General features: G+C 65.3%; 12 protein-coding genes. 11 read left to right on the forward strand and 1 reads right to left on the reverse strand.

Going from position 1 to position 14,171, the window contains the following annotated elements:
• The first annotated feature begins 137 nt into the window (after positions 1 to 137).
• The 6 genes from HL666_RS12510 to HL666_RS12535 all read left to right on the forward strand — a co-directional run bounded on the left by HL666_RS12510 (position 138) and on the right by HL666_RS12535 (position 8,199).
• Positions 138 to 1,469 carry an MFS transporter gene (locus HL666_RS12510; RefSeq protein ID WP_172181686.1) on the forward strand — a complete coding sequence of 444 codons (1,332 nt, stop codon included), beginning with the start codon at positions 138 to 140 and terminating at the stop codon, positions 1,467 to 1,469.
• 477 nt (positions 1,470 to 1,946) lie between these two features.
• Positions 1,947 to 3,053: an efflux RND transporter periplasmic adaptor subunit gene (locus HL666_RS12515; protein ID WP_172181688.1), complete on the forward strand. Its 1,107-nt coding sequence runs from the start codon at positions 1,947 to 1,949 to the stop codon at positions 3,051 to 3,053.
• Between the two features lie 240 nt (positions 3,054 to 3,293).
• Positions 3,294 to 6,434: an efflux RND transporter permease subunit gene (locus tag HL666_RS12520; RefSeq protein ID WP_172114116.1), complete on the forward strand. Its 3,141-nt coding sequence runs from the start codon at positions 3,294 to 3,296 to the stop codon at positions 6,432 to 6,434.
• A gap of 24 nt (positions 6,435 to 6,458) precedes the next feature.
• Entirely contained in the window at positions 6,459 to 7,067 is a 609-nt protein-coding gene (locus tag HL666_RS12525; protein ID WP_172114201.1) for a TetR/AcrR family transcriptional regulator, read from the forward strand.
• Positions 7,068 to 7,107: 40 nt separating this feature from the next.
• Positions 7,108 to 7,731, forward strand: a complete 624-nt coding sequence (locus HL666_RS12530; RefSeq protein ID WP_172114117.1) for a flavin reductase family protein — start codon at positions 7,108 to 7,110, stop codon at positions 7,729 to 7,731.
• Positions 7,732 to 7,848: 117 nt separating this feature from the next.
• Entirely contained in the window at positions 7,849 to 8,199 is a 351-nt protein-coding gene (locus HL666_RS12535) for an acyl-CoA thioesterase (protein ID WP_210261894.1), read from the forward strand.
• A 25-nt stretch (positions 8,200 to 8,224) separates the two neighbouring features.
• Here HL666_RS12535 and HL666_RS12540 read toward each other — a convergent pair whose 3' ends face one another.
• Positions 8,225 to 8,857: a hypothetical protein gene (locus HL666_RS12540; protein WP_172181690.1), complete on the reverse strand. Its 633-nt coding sequence runs from the start codon at positions 8,855 to 8,857 to the stop codon at positions 8,225 to 8,227.
• A 213-nt stretch (positions 8,858 to 9,070) separates the two neighbouring features.
• Here HL666_RS12540 and HL666_RS12545 point away from each other — a divergent pair, with 213 nt between their 5' ends.
• The 5 genes from HL666_RS12545 (at position 9,071) to HL666_RS12565 (ending at position 14,169) form a co-directional block, all read left to right on the forward strand.
• Positions 9,071 to 9,262: a hypothetical protein gene (locus tag HL666_RS12545; RefSeq protein WP_006612520.1), complete on the forward strand. Its 192-nt coding sequence runs from the start codon at positions 9,071 to 9,073 to the stop codon at positions 9,260 to 9,262.
• 165 nt (positions 9,263 to 9,427) lie between these two features.
• A complete protein-coding gene (locus HL666_RS12550; protein WP_172114119.1) occupies positions 9,428 to 10,261 on the forward strand; it encodes a DeoR/GlpR family DNA-binding transcription regulator in 834 nt (277 codons plus the stop codon).
• 153 nt (positions 10,262 to 10,414) lie between these two features.
• Positions 10,415 to 11,968, forward strand: a complete 1,554-nt coding sequence (gene glpD / locus HL666_RS12555; RefSeq protein ID WP_172181692.1) for a glycerol-3-phosphate dehydrogenase — start codon at positions 10,415 to 10,417, stop codon at positions 11,966 to 11,968.
• Positions 11,965 to 13,074, forward strand: a complete 1,110-nt coding sequence (locus tag HL666_RS12560) for an ABC transporter ATP-binding protein (protein ID WP_172114121.1) — start codon at positions 11,965 to 11,967, stop codon at positions 13,072 to 13,074. The genes glpD and HL666_RS12560 overlap by 4 nt, the downstream gene beginning before the upstream one ends.
• A 12-nt stretch (positions 13,075 to 13,086) precedes the next feature.
• Positions 13,087 to 14,169 (forward strand): ABC transporter ATP-binding protein, encoded by a 1,083-nt coding sequence (locus HL666_RS12565; RefSeq protein WP_172181694.1) that lies wholly within the window; start codon positions 13,087 to 13,089, stop codon positions 14,167 to 14,169.
• Positions 14,170 to 14,171 lie beyond the last annotated feature (2 nt).

Consider the following 14,171-nt stretch of genomic DNA (forward strand, 5'->3'; position numbering starts at 1 on the left):
GGTCGTCATGCGCACGCCGCGCGCCCGCGATGCACCGACATGCGGTGGGATTGCTTGTTTTCCAATTGACTTGCCACCGTTGATGCTCAACACCGCCATCAACTATCAAACTCTGCAATGCTCCCGGGAGGAGATCGATGAGCTTGTCAACCATTCGTCCCGCCGCGTCTGGCCGGTCCGACATCGAGGCCGCAACCATCCGCGCCATTTCGTGGCGGCTGATTCCGTTCCTGGTGCTCGCTTATTTCTTCTCCTATCTCGACCGCGTCAATCTCGGCTTCGCCGCGCTGACCATGAACGCCGAGCTGAAATTCTCGCCGCTGGTGTTCGCCTGGGGGGCGGGCATCTTCTTCATCGGCTATTTCATCTTCGAGGTGCCGAGCAATCTGGCGCTGGAGAAATTCGGCGCCAGCCGGTGGATCGCGCGCATCATGGTGACCTGGGGCATCATCTCGGCGCTGATGGCGCTGGTCTCGGGTCCCTGGAGCTTCTACGCGCTGCGCTTCCTGCTCGGCGTCGCCGAGGCGGGCTTCTTCCCCGGCATCATCCTCTATCTCACTTATTGGTACCCGGCGCAGTATCGCGCCCGTTTCCTCGCAGCCTTTGCCGTCGCCGTGCCGATCTCGACCGTGATCGGCGCCCCTGTGTCCGGCCTGCTGCTCGGCATGCACGGCTTGATGGGCCTGCAGGGCTGGCAGTGGCTGTTCATCATCGAGGGCATTCCATCGATCATCCTCGGCGTCGTCACCTGGTTCTATCTGACCGACCGGCCCGAGCATGCGAGCTGGCTGTCGGCCGAGCAGAAGGCCTGGCTCGCGGCCAAGCTCGAGGCGGAGACCGCGGCGAAGCAGGCGGCCGGTCACATGACGCTCGGCGAGGCGTTGTCCTCGCCGAAGGTGATCGTGCTCAGCCTGATCTATTTCGGTTTCGTCGGCGCGCTCTATGGCATGCAGTTCTGGCTGCCGCAGATCGTCAAGGCGTTCGGCCTGACCAACACGCAGACCGGCCTCGTCACCGCCATCCCCTACGCATTCGGCACCGTCGCGATGATCCTGTGGGCGCGGCATTCCGATGCGACGCGCGAGCGCGTGGTGCATGTCGGTGCGCCGATGATCCTGATCGCTATTGCGCTGGCGGCATCGAGCATGATCGGCGATCCCACGCTGACGATGGTCGCGCTGACCTTCGCCGCGATCGGCGTGTTCTGCGTGTTCGGGGTGTTCTGGACGTTGCCAACGGCCTGGCTGTCGGGCACGGCTGCCGCAGGCGCGATCGCGCTGATCAATTCGATCGGCAATCTCGCCGGCTTCGGCGGTCCGTATCTGGTCGGCTGGATCAAGGACACGACGGGATCGACCACGCATGGCCTGCTCGCGCTGTCGGCGCTGCCGCTCATTGCAGGTCTGCTGGTGTTCTTCGGCGGACATGAAAGCAAGGTCGAATTCGCGGGCCAGGCTCCGGCGGAATAGCGACTGCAGGTCGTGTGACAGCCGCGATCGGCTGACGATTGCAGGCACCTGAGATCTTTCATCGACGACGTGAGATGAACGGCCCGGTCGTCGAAAGGGCCGTTCGTTGTCGCTTGCCAAGCAAAGCAAGGTGCGCTCCGCGAGGTGAGGCCGACGCGATCCGCAGCGGCCCTGCGGACGTTAGTTCAGCGGCCGCATCAGAACCGTCATTCCGGAGCGGTCGCGCAGCGACCGAATCCCGAGATGAGGATGGTGGAGCAAACCAAGCTGGAGATTCCGGGTTCGACCGCTGGCGCGGTCGCCGCGGAATGACGGGGAGCGGTGGAGCGCCGAGCGTCCCCGAAGAGACGGCCTGCCGATCGATTGAGCACCTGCGGCAACATGTCTTAACGTTCACGAAGTCATGATCACTGACGATTATTGACAATCGTCAGTCAACAATCGACACTTCATCGCAATCGCAGCAAGGGGTGTCCGATGTTGATCCGCCTGATTTTCGCGAGCTATTCCAAGCTGTTGACCGGCATCGCGCTGGCCACCATGGCCGCCGCTTTGGCCGGGTGCAACGAGACCGTCGCTCAGAAGGCCGAGCCAATCCGGCCGGTTCTGGTCGCCTCGGTTCATTACGAAGCCGAGACGCCGGAGCGCAGCTTCGTCGGCACCATCCGGCCGCGGATCGAGGCCGACATCGGTTTCCGCGTCGCCGGCAAGGTCGCCAAGCGCCTGGTCGAGGTCGGCCAGACGGTGGAGGTCGGTCAGCCGCTCGCCACGCTCGACGAGGTCGACCTGAAGCTGCAGGCGGAGCAGGCCGAGGCCGAATTCCGCGCCGCCACCGGCGTGCTGGCGCAAGCCTCCGCGGCCGAGACCCGCGCCAAGGAATTGCGCGCCAAGGGCTGGACCACGGATGCGCAGATGGACCAGGCCAAGGCGTCCGCTGACGAGGCCCGCGCGCGGCTGAACCGTGCGGAGCGCTCGGTGGAGCTGACGCGCAATTCACTGTCCTATGCGACGCTGATGTCGGATGCGCGCGGCGTCGTCACCGCTTCGATGATCGAGCCCGGCGTTGTCGTCGCCGCTGGCCAGGCCGCGATCCGCGTCGCACGCTTCGCCGAGAAGGAGGCCGTCGTTGCGATCCCCGAGACCTTGCTGGACCGCGCCAAGAACGGCGCCGCGACGGTGTCGCTTTGGTCGGAGACCGGCAAGACCTACGCGGCGCGGCTGCGCGAGATCGCGCCCGCCGCCGATCCCGCGACCCGCACCTATCTCGCAAAATTCTCGCTGCCGGACGCCAAGGACAGCGTCTCGCTCGGCATGACCGCGACGCTCACGCTGTCCGACCCCGCCACCACGCGCGTCGCGCGGCTGCCGCTCTCGGCGCTGTTCAGCGACGGCCGCGATCCCTCGCTCTACGTCGTCAACGACAACGGCGAGGTGACGCTGAAGCCGGTCAAGGTGAAGGCCTACGACAGCAAGGACGTGCTGGTCACGTCAGGTGTCGACGAGGGCGAGAAGGTGGTGGCGCTCGGCGTGCAGAAGATCGACCCCGCGCAGAAGGTGCGCGTGGTCTCGGCGCTGACGTTCTGACGATCGTCGTTCCGGGGCGATGCGCAGCATCGAACCCGGAACCTCGAGATTCCGGGTTCGCTCGCTGATGCGAGCGCCCCGGAATGACGAGACCAAACCCGGTCGTCATTGCGAGGAGCAGCAGCGACGAAGCAATCCAGGGCTACGCGTGCGACTCTGGATTGCTTCGCTTCGCTCGCAATGACGGTCACTGAGACTGTTGGCCTGAACTAACGACTTCGGATCATCGGGGAGCGTGCCATGAAGCGGTTCAATCTGTCGGCCTGGGCGGTCAGCCATCCGCCGCTGGTGCTGTTCCTGATCGTCGCGCTCGGCCTGTTCGGCTTCATCTCGTATGAACGGCTGGGCCGCGCCGAGGATCCGTTCTTCACCGTCAAGGTCGTCAACGTCTCGGTGATGTGGCCCGGCGCCACCGCCACGGAGATGCAGAGCCAGGTCGCCGATCCTATCGAGAAGAAGCTGCAGGAGCTGCCGTATTTCGAGAAGGTGCAGACCTATTCGAAGCCGGCCTTCGCGGCGATGCAGGTCACCTTCCGCGATTCGACGCCGCCGAAGGACGTGCCATATCTATTCTATCTGCTGCGCAAGAAGCTCGCCGACGTGCAGGGCTCGCTGCCCTCGGGCGTGCTCGGACCATTCGTCAACGACGAGTTCTCCGACGTCGATTCGATCCTGTTCATGATGACCGGCGACGGCGCCGACTATGCGCAATTGAAGAAGGTCGCCGAGGGCCTGCGCCAGCGCCTGCTGAAGGTCAACGGCGTCACCAAGGTCAATCTCTACGGCACCCAGGACGAGCGCATCTATGTCGAGTTCAGCCACGCCAAGCTGGCGACGCTCGGCCTCACCGCGCAGGCGCTGTTCGATTCGCTTGCCAAGCAGAACAACGTGACTCCCGCCGGTACGGTCGAGACGTCGTCGCAGCGTGTGCCGCTGCGCGTCACCGGCGCGCTCGACGGCGCCAAGGCGGTCGCAGAGACTCCGGTGGAGAGCAATGGCCGCGTGTTCCGGCTCGGCGACATCGCCACCGTCACGCACGGCTTCGTGGATCCGCCGACCTACAAGGTGCATCAGGAAGGCAAGCCTGCGCTCGGCATCGGCGTCGTCACCGCCAAGGGCGCCAACATCCTTGAGCTCGGCAAGGACGTTCACGCCGCTTCCGCCGACTTCATGAAGGCGGTGCCGCAGGGCATCGAGCTGAAGCAGATCGCCGATCAGCCCAAGGTCGTCGAGACCGCGGTCGGCGAGTTCGTGCACTCCTTCGTCGAAGCGCTCATCATCGTGCTGTTCGTCTCGTTCCTGGCGCTGGGCTGGCGCACCGGCATCGTGGTGGCGCTGTCGGTGCCGCTGGTGCTCGGCATCGTGTTCATCGCGATGAGCGCCATGGGGCTCGATCTGCATCGCATCTCGCTCGGCGCGCTGATCATCGCGCTCGGTCTTCTGGTCGACGATGCCATCATCGCGGTCGAGATGATGGTGGTGAAGATGGAGCAGGGCTGGGACCGCGTCCGCGCGGCGTCCTATGCCTGGGAATCCACCGCATTCCCGATGCTGACCGGCACGCTGGTCACGGCGGCCGGCTTTCTGCCGATCGGCTTCGCCAATTCGGCGGTCGGCGAATACACCGGCAGCATCTTCTGGATCGTCGCCATCGCGCTGGTCGCGTCGTGGTTCGTCGCGGTCATCTTCACCCCCTATATCGGCGTGAAGCTGCTGCCGGACATGAAGGCGCATCATGGCCATGACGAGCATGCCGTCTACAACACGCGCATGTATCGCGGCCTGCGCGCCGTGGTGCGCTGGTGCGTGACGCATCGCATCACCACGGTCGCTGCGACAGTGGGCGTGTTTGCCGCCTCGATCGTCGCCTTCGGCCACGTCCAGCAGCAGTTCTTCCCGCTGTCGGAGCGGCCGGAGCTGTTCCTGCAACTGCGTCTGCCGGAAGGCACCGCCTTCAACGTCACCGAGAAGGCCGCGCGCAAGGCCGAAGCGCTGTTGAAGGACGACAAGGACATCGAGACCTTCACATCCTATGTCGGGCAGGGTTCGCCGCGGTTCTGGCTCGGCCTGTCGCCGCAGCTGCCGAACGAGGCGTTCGCCGAAATCGTGATCGTCGCCAAGGACGTCGCCGCGCGCGAGCGCATCAAGGCGAAGATCGAGAACGCGGCGGCCAATGGCGAGATCAACGAGGCGCGGGTGCGTGTCGACCGCTTCAATTTCGGCCCGCCGGTCGGCTTCCCCGTGCAGTTTCGCGTGATCGGTCCTGACACCGCTCAGGTTCGCGAGATCGCGCGGCAGGTGCGCGACGTCGTCCGGCAGAATCCGAACGTGCGCGATCCGCAGCTCGACTGGAACGAGCAGTCGCCGTACCTCAAGCTCGTCGTCGACCAGGACCGCGCCCGCGCGCTGGGCCTCACGCCGCAGGACGTGTCGCAGTCGCTGGCGATGCTGATCTCCGGCGTGCAGGTGACGACGATCCGGGACGGCATCGAGAAGGTCGGCGTCATCGCCCGCGCGGTGCCGTCCGAGCGGCTCGATCTCGCTGGCGTCGGCGACCTCACCATCACCTCGCGCAACGGCGTCGCGGTGCCCCTGCAGCAGATCGCCAAGATCGAGTATGCCCATGAGGAGCCGATCCTGTGGCGCCGCAACCGCGACATGGCGATCACCGTGCGCGCCGACGTCGCCGACGGCGTGCAGGCGCCTGACGTGACCAACCAGATCTGGCCGAAGCTCGCCGACATCAGAGCCAAGCTCGACCCGGCCTATCGGATCGAGATGGGCGGCGCGATCGAAGAGTCCGCCAAGGGGAATGCCTCGATCTTCGCATTGTTTCCGCTGATGACGATCGTCATGCTGACCCTGCTGATGATCCAGCTGCAGAGCTTCTCGCGGCTGTTCCTGGTGTTCCTGACCGCCCCGCTCGGCATCATCGGCGCCTCGCTGGGACTGAACGTCGCCAATGCGCCGTTCGGCTTCGTGGCGCTGCTCGGCCTGATCGCGCTGGCCGGCATGATCATGCGCAACACCGTGATTCTGGTCGATCAGATCGAGCACGATGTCGCCTCCGGCCTGACCCGGCGCGAGGCGATCATCGAGGCCACGGTGCGCCGCGCCCGGCCGGTGGTGCTGACCGCGCTGGCGGCGATCCTGGCGATGATCCCGCTGTCGCGCTCGGCGTTCTGGGGACCGATGGCGATCACCATCATGGGCGGCTTGTTCGTTGCAACCTTTCTGACGCTGCTGTACTTGCCGGGCCTGTATGCCCTATGGTTCCGCAAGAGTCTGGACGAGCGCGGGGCGGGTGCGACGGATCATTCTGCAGCGCAGCACGTTGATGGACCAGCCCCGGCGCTTCCGCTCGCCGAGGCCGCCGAATAAGGGATCAACAAGATCGCAGGCATGATGACGCTGGTTTCCGAACACATCGAACCCGATACGCGCGAACGCATCCTCGTCGTGGCGGAGCGCCTGTTTCGACAGATCGGCTACCAGAAGACGACCGTCGCCGACATCGCCAGGGAGCTCCGCATGAGCCCGGCGAACGTCTACCGGTTCTTCGACTCGAAGAAGGCGATCCACGAGGGCGTCGCGCGGACGCTGATGGGGCAGGTCGAGGCGGCGGCGATGGCGATCGCCGAGCGCCCCGGCCCGGTCGCGCCGCGGCTGCGCGAACTGCTCCGCACCATCCATCGCATGAACACCGAGCGCTATGTCGGCGACAATAAGCTGCACGAGATGGTCGCTGTGGCGATGGAGCAGAGCTGGGAGGTCTGCGAGTGTCACATGCTGCTGATCACAGAGATCATCGGCCGCGTGATCGGGCAGGGCGCCGCGTCGGGCGAGTTCGCCATTTCCGACCTTCCGCTGGCGGCAAAATGTGCCTGCACGGCGATGATGCGCTTCTTCCATCCCCAGATGATCGCGCAATGCGCCACCAAGCCGGGACCGACCATCGACGAGATGATCGATTTCGTCCTGGTGGGGCTTGGTTCGAAGGGCGCCGCAAGCTAAGTTCTCCGTCGTTGCCAGCAATGACGGAAGGGACGACGGCGTGACCGAACGGGATCTGCATTTCTACGAACCGAAGAACGGCCACGGCCTCCGCCACGATCCCTTCAACGCCATCATCGCGCCGCGCCCGATCGGCTGGATCTCCTCGCGCGACGGCAAGGGAAACGCCAATCTGGCCCCCTACAGCTTCTTCAACGCCTTCAACTATACGCCGCCGATCATCGGCTTTTCCTCGACCCAGTGGAAGGACTCGGTCGCCAACATCCAGGACACGGGCGAGTTCGTCTGGAATCTGGTGACGCGCGATCTCGCCAAGCACATGAACGCCTCGGCCGCGCACGTCGCGCGCGACGTCGACGAGTTCGAGCTCGCCGGCGTCACGCCGGTACCGTGCAAGTTCGTCGACGTGCCCCGCGTCGGTGAGAGCCCGGTCGCGTTCGAGTGCAAGGTCACGCAGATCATTCAGCTGCAGGGCATCGACGGCACCAAGGCCCAGGCCTGGCTGACGCTCGGCGAGGTCGTGGCCGTGCACATCGACAAGGCGCTGATCAAGGACGGCGTCTACCAGACCGCGCTGGCGCATCCGATCGTGCGCGCCGGCCGCCGCGGCGACTATTTCGAGATCAAGGCCGAAGACATGTTCGAGATGATCCGGCCGGACTGAGCGGACCGGTCATCTTCACGAGAGCCGGCTTCATGGGAGACCCCTGACGTGACCGAATCTGCCGCCCATGCCGCGCCGACCGAGCCGCGCGGCGATCTCTGCATCCGCACCCTGGCGATGCCGGCCGACACCAACGCCAATGGCGACATCTTCGGCGGCTGGCTGCTCAGCCAGATGGATGTGGGCGGCGGCGTGTTCGCGGCTAAGGTCGCGAAGTCGCGCACCGTGACGGTGGCGATCGAGGCGATGAACTTCCGCAAGGCCGTGTATGTCGGCGATCTCGTCTCGGTCTATGCGCATCTCGTGCGCATCGGCCGCACGTCGATGACGGTGCGGCTCGAGGCCTGGGTGCTGCGCCGGAAGGAGGAGCAGCCGATCCTGGTTACAGACGGCAACTTCACCTACGTCTCGATCGACGATGACGGCCGCCCGCAGCCGATCAAGCGCGACGGCGTGATTGCGACCTGATCACGCGAATGGTTCTGCTGCGGCGTCAATAACCTTCGTTAATACGTGAAGCTCCTGACGCGACCTTGATCGGGGAACCGCGCTCCGGCGGCTCGCGTTCACCGAGATCGCATGCGCGAAAGCCCGCAAGCATGCATTCGCTACCCGGGGAAAGCGGACCGAGGCCGGGCACGTTTACGATGATTGCAAGTTGAGGTTGCGTGATGGCGCGGCGCCGCGTGTCTGCCGCATTGCGAGTCTCCGTAGAGCGTTCGCACGCGTGATCGAATGCTCGCTTGGGGCGGCGACAAACAGGCCGGAAGAAATGGCCGATGCGCGGGAAACGATCGGGGGCATCTTGCGCGAACAGGGTGGGAGAGAATCCATGTCGGATGTCGAAGAGAAGCTGACCTTGGAGGTGCTCAAGAAGTTGCAGCAGCGCCTTCTCCATGCTGAACGGAAGATCGGGGTCTATGAGATTCAGCTCAGTGCGTTCCGCCAGCATCACGTCGAGGTGCTGCAGGATCTTCGCACGATCTATCAACTGCTCGGCCATCACCACGACCGCTTGAGCGGCGCCGAGGCGTCGCATCGCAAGGCCACTCTGGTCCCGGATGATCCGCACTGATGTGGCGATGCCCCAGGCCGGTGCCGCCGATGGCAAGGTCACGATCCGCATGTCGGTCGCTTCGTTCGCGCCGTTCTCTGCAATTCGTTTGCGCTGCGGCACAATGCAAACGACAACACCTCATCATCAACCGGGCATCGGTCAAACACACCATGGACAAAATCGCCTGCTGACATTCCGCATGGACCGAAGCTGCGGGCGCCGCAGGGAACATTCCTCTCGGCGCTCGGTTATACGCCCCGGAATGAACGACGGGATTTCGCAATGTCCGACACCTACATCATCGAGGTCAGCTCCCAGGCGGCGGGAATCGTCGTGCGCGACCGCGGCGGCTTCCGCTTCTTCGCGGCGTCGCATCGCTTCAATGCGCTCGAGGGCCAGGTGTTTCGCAACGCCCGCGAGGCCGAGCGCGCCGCGCTTCGGATCGTCACGGGCGAGCTGAGCGCAGCGGCCTGAGCCGATCTCGGGACGATGGCGACCGCCTGCGCGACCGCCTCTGCCGCAAGATGTGGTGCTGCCTCTCTGACGGTCGGTGATTGCTGCGGTGCGTTCAGGCGCCTCGTGCATTGACCCTTGACTCGATCAGCATCACCATGGTGCAGCTCGTTTCGAAAGCTTGCCATGGCCGTCCTCTCTCAACGTCAGACCGACATTCTCAACATCGCCCGCGCCTCCGGCCGCGTCATGGTCGAGGATCTTGCGCGCCGATTCGAAGTGTCGGCCCAGACGATCCGCAAGGACCTCAACGACCTGTGCGAGCAGCGCGCGCTGACGCGCATTCACGGCGGTGCGATCATCGCCTCGGGAGTCGAGAATCTGGCCTATGAGGCGCGGCGCTTCGTCGCTGCCGACGAGAAGAAGGCGATCGGCGCGACCGCGGCCGCGCGCATCCCGAACGGCTCCTCGCTGTTCATCAATATCGGCACCACGACCGAGGAGGTGGCGAGCGCACTGACCTCGCATCAGGACCTGCTGGTCATCACCAACAATCTCAATGTCGCGATGCTGCTCTATCCGCATCCGCGCATCGAAGTGATCGTTGCCGGCGGCAGCGTGCGGCGCTCCGACGGCGGCGTCGTCGGCTCGACGGCGACGCAGCTGATCGGCCAGTTCAAGGTCGACTATGCCATCATCGGCGCCTCCGCGATCGATGAGGAGGGCGCGCTGCTCGACTTCGACTACCGCGAGGTGCAGGTGGCCCAGGCGATCATCGCCAATGCCCGCAGCGTGATGCTGGTCGCCGATTCCACCAAGCTCCACCGCAGCGCGCCGGTGCGCATTGCCCATCTCAGCCAGATCCAGACCTTCGTCACCGACCGTCCCCTGCCGGACGGGCTCGCTGCCCTCTGCCATAGCCGCGGCATCGAGGTGGTCTCGGCCATGCCCGCGGACGAGGCGGATGACTCCGCAGAGCCAACTGAAACCAGCTCGTCGGCTGCGCTTCGCCGCGCCTGACTTTCCGACACCCTGAAAGGCTGTTTGATCCCCGATTGGGCAGATTCTGCCCAATGTCGGCCCAACATGCGAATTTCGATTTGCTTTCACTTTCGTTTGTGTTTAACTCGAAACCGAAAGTGAAATCGCTACGGTCAAGGCGATTGCCGGGGGATGCGTCTGTTGGAGCGAATCTACGACCTCGCCATCATCGGAGGCGGCGTGAATGGCTGCGGCATCGCACGCGATGCGGCCGGACGCGGAAACTCCGTTTTTCTGTGCGAAATGAACGATCTGGCGAGCGGAACCTCGTCCTGGTCGACCAAGCTCGTTCACGGCGGCTTGCGCTATCTCGAGTATTACGAGTTCCGGCTGGTCCGCGAGGCGCTGATCGAGCGCGAGATCCTCTGGCAGATCGCGCCCCACATCATCCGCCCGCTGCGCTTCGTGCTGCCGCATCACTCCGGCCTGCGCCCGGCCTGGCTGCTGCGCCTCGGCCTGTTTCTCTATGACCATCTTGGCGGCCGCAAGCTGCTGCCGCCGACGCGATCGGTCAACCTGCGCAGCGACGAGGTCGGCCGGCCGCTGATCCCGGGGCGCTACGCCACCGGCTTCGAATATTCCGACTGCTTCGTCGATGATGCCCGTCTGGTCGTGCTGACCGCGCGCGACGCCGCCGATCGAGGGGCCGTGATCCGCACCCGCACCCGTGCGACCGAGATCCGCCAGGACGGCAGCCATTGGCTGGTCACCACCGAGAACACCCGGACAGGCGAGCGCGAGACGATCAAGGCGCGCGCGCTGGTCAATGCCGCCGGTCCCTGGGTCGAGCAGGTCCTGGCGACCGGCGCCGGCGTCAATGCGAAAGCGAAAGTGCGGCTGGTGCAGGGGTCGCATATCGTGGTGCGCAAGCTCTACGACCATGATCGCGCCTACATCTTCCAGAACGCCGACGGCCGCATCATCTTCGCGATTCCCTATCAGCAGGATTTCACGCTGATCGGAACCACCGATCGCGACTATCAGGGCGACCCTGCCAAGGTGAAGGCGACCGACGAGGAGATCGCCTATCTCTGCGCCGCGGTCGGCGAGTACATTGCCAAGCCGGTGGCGCCTGCCGACGTCGTGTGGAGTTATTCGGGCGTACGTCCGCTGTATGATGACGGCGCCAGCGAGGCCAAGGCGGCAACGCGCGACTACGTGTTCGAGCTCGACACGCCGGGCGGCCTGCCGCTGCTGTCGATCTATGGCGGCAAGATCACCACCTATCGGCGGTTGTCGGAAGAGGCGCTGGAGCGGCTTGCGCCCTATCTGAACGGTGCCAAGGCGGAGGAAGGCTGGACCGGCAAGGCATCGCTGCCTGGCGGCGACATGAAGGTCTCGGCCGTAGCGCCGCTGATCGCCGATCTCCGCAAGGCCTGCCCGTTCCTGTCGGATGCACATGCGAAGCGGATCGCGCATGCCTATGGCACGCGGGCCAAGACCATGCTGGCGGGTGCGACATCTTCGGCCGATCTCGGCCAGGATTTTGGTGGCACCTTGACGGAGCGCGAAGTCAGGTACCTGATGACGAATGAGTGGGCGTTCACGGCCGAGGACATCGTGTGGCGGCGATCGAAGCTGGGGTTGCGGATGTCGGCGGCTGAGATTGCCGCGCTGGAGGCGTGGATCATCGCCAACGGCGAGCACAAGGCCGTGACGCCGCGTGAAGCCGGGGGACGCGCATGAGCGTGACGCTCGATCACGTCTCGCGCATCGTCGACGGCGTCACGACCATTCGCGACGTGTCGCTGACCTTGCAGCGCGGCACGCTGAGCGTGCTGCTCGGGCCCACGCTGTCCGGCAAGACCTCGATCATGCGGCTGCTCGCCGGCTTGGACAAGCCGACCGCCGGCCGCGTGCTTGTCGACGGCAAGGATGTCACCGGGGCCGACGTGCGCAAGCGCTCCGTGGCGATGGTCTATCAGCAGTTCATCAATTATCCCTCGCTTTCGGTCTATGAGAACATCGCCTCGCCGCTGCGCGTGCAGGGCAAGCCGCGCGAGGAGATCGAGAAGCGCGTCGCCGAAGCCGCCCGGCTGCTGCGGCTCGAGCCCTATCTGAAGCGCACGCCGCTGCAACTGTCCGGCGGACAGCAGCAGCGCACGGCGATTGCGCGCGCGCTGGTCAAGGGCGCCGATCTCGTGCTGCTCGATGAGCCCCTGGCCAATCTCGACTACAAGCTGCGTGAGGAGCTGCGCACCGAGCTGCCGCGGATCTTCGAGGCCTCCGGCGCGATCTTCGTCTATGCGACGACCGAGCCGTCGGAAGCGCTGCTGCTCGGCGGCCGCACCATCTGCATGTGGGAAGGGCAGGTGCTGCAGGCCGGCGACACCGCGGCCGTGTACCGCCGTCCCGACACGCTGCGCGTCGGCCAAGTGTTTTCGGACCCGCCGATGAATACGGTCGATATCGAGAAGCGCGGCGACAGCGTGCACTATGCGGGTGGCGTGAGCGCGCCGGCGGTCGGTCTCTATGCTGGCCTGCCGGACGGCACCTACCGTGCCGGCTTTCGTCCGCATCAGCTCGGGCTCGCCAAAGGCGATGGAAGCCGCGACGGCAGCCATGCCGGCAGCAATGGCAGCCACGCGTTCCGGGCGACGGTCTCCGTCACCGAGATCACCGGATCGGAGAGTTTCGTGCATCTGACGCGCGACGGCATGAACTGGGTCGCCGTGCTGCACGGCGTGCACGAATACGAGCCGGGCGACGTGCTCGACGCCATGCTCGATCCCGCCAACGTCTTCGTGTTCGACGCCAGCGACCGACTGGTCGCGGCGCCGAGCAGCATGTGAGGGAGATGCCGCATGGCCCGCATTGACCTCGTCGACCTCGCCCAGTCCTATCATGGCAACGATGCCGACATCGAAAGCTTTGCGCTGAAGCCGGTCACGATGACCTGGCGCCAGGGTGGTGCCTATGCCCTGCTCGGGCCCTCCGGCTGCGGCAAGACCACTCTGCTCAACCTGATCTCCGGCATCCTGACGCCCTCGCGCGGAAAGATCCTGTTCGACGGCAAGGACATCACGCAGGCTTCGACGCGCGAGCGCAACATCGCCCAGGTGTTCCAGTTCCCGGTGATCTACGACACCATGACGGTCGGCGAGAATCTCGCCTTCCCGCTCAAGAACCGCGGCGTGCCCCGGGCGGAGATCGACAAGCGCGTCGCCGAGATCGCGCGGCTGCTGGATCTCACGCCGGACCTCAACCGCAAGGCCACCCGGCTCACCGCGGACGCCAAGCAGAAGATCTCGCTCGGCCGCGGTCTCGTCCGCTCCGACGTCGCCGCCGTGCTGTTCGACGAGCCGCTGACCGTGATCGATCCCGAGCTGAAATGGCAGCTGCGCTCGAAGCTGAAAGCGCTGCATCGCGAGCTCGATCTGACGATGATCTATGTCACCCACGACCAGACCGAGGCGCTGACCTTCGCCGACACCGTCGTCGTGATGCATGACGGCCGCGTCGTGCAGAGCGGCACGCCGGCGGAGCTGTTCGACAAGCCGGCCCACACCTTCGTCGGCTATTTCATCGGCTCGCCCGGCATGAACATCCTCTCGGCCGAGGTGAAGGGCCGCGAAGCCCGCATCGACGGCCACACGCTGACGCTGGCGCGCAGCTACGATGCGCTGCCGGCGGGTGCGAAGATCGAGATCGGCGTGCGGCCCGAATTCGTCGATGTCGCGGCGCCCGGACCCGGCCTGCTCGACGCCAATATCGAGCGCATCGACGATCTCGGCCGCATCCGCTTCGCGCGCGTCCGCGTCGGCGATGCCAAGTTCGCCGCGCGCCTGCCGTCGGGCTTCTCGCCGTCCGGCTCGGCGATCGGGCTGAAGTTCAATCCGGCCTATGTCCACGTCTATGCCGACAGCCGCCTGGTCGAGGGAGCCTGAGG

The sequence above is a fragment of the Bradyrhizobium aeschynomenes genome (genome assembly GCF_013178945.1).
GTDB classification, from domain to species: Bacteria; Pseudomonadota; Alphaproteobacteria; order Rhizobiales; family Xanthobacteraceae; genus Bradyrhizobium; species Bradyrhizobium aeschynomenes.

Bases quoted from the DNA above. Each gene is read 5' to 3' on its own strand.
- HL666_RS12550 (WP_172114119.1), top strand. From the start codon at position 9,428: ATGGCCGTCCTCTCTCAACGTCAGACCGACATTCTCAACATCGCCCGC.
- HL666_RS12510 (WP_172181686.1), top strand. From the start codon at position 138: ATGAGCTTGTCAACCATTCGTCCCGCCGCGTCTGGCCGGTCCGACATC.
- HL666_RS12545 (WP_006612520.1), top strand. From the start codon at position 9,071: ATGTCCGACACCTACATCATCGAGGTCAGCTCCCAGGCGGCGGGAATC.
- HL666_RS12565 (WP_172181694.1), top strand. From the start codon at position 13,087: ATGGCCCGCATTGACCTCGTCGACCTCGCCCAGTCCTATCATGGCAAC.
- glpD (WP_172181692.1), top strand. From the start codon at position 10,415: ATGCGTCTGTTGGAGCGAATCTACGACCTCGCCATCATCGGAGGCGGC.
- HL666_RS12515 (WP_172181688.1), top strand. From the start codon at position 1,947: ATGTTGATCCGCCTGATTTTCGCGAGCTATTCCAAGCTGTTGACCGGC.
- HL666_RS12535 (WP_210261894.1), top strand. From the start codon at position 7,849: ATGCCGGCCGACACCAACGCCAATGGCGACATCTTCGGCGGCTGGCTG.
- HL666_RS12525 (WP_172114201.1), top strand. From the start codon at position 6,459: ATGACGCTGGTTTCCGAACACATCGAACCCGATACGCGCGAACGCATC.
- HL666_RS12520 (WP_172114116.1), top strand. From the start codon at position 3,294: ATGAAGCGGTTCAATCTGTCGGCCTGGGCGGTCAGCCATCCGCCGCTG.
- HL666_RS12560 (WP_172114121.1), top strand. From the start codon at position 11,965: ATGAGCGTGACGCTCGATCACGTCTCGCGCATCGTCGACGGCGTCACG.
- HL666_RS12540 (WP_172181690.1), bottom strand. From the start codon at position 8,857: ATGCGGATCGTGACCTTGCCATCGGCGGCACCGGCCTGGGGCATCGCC.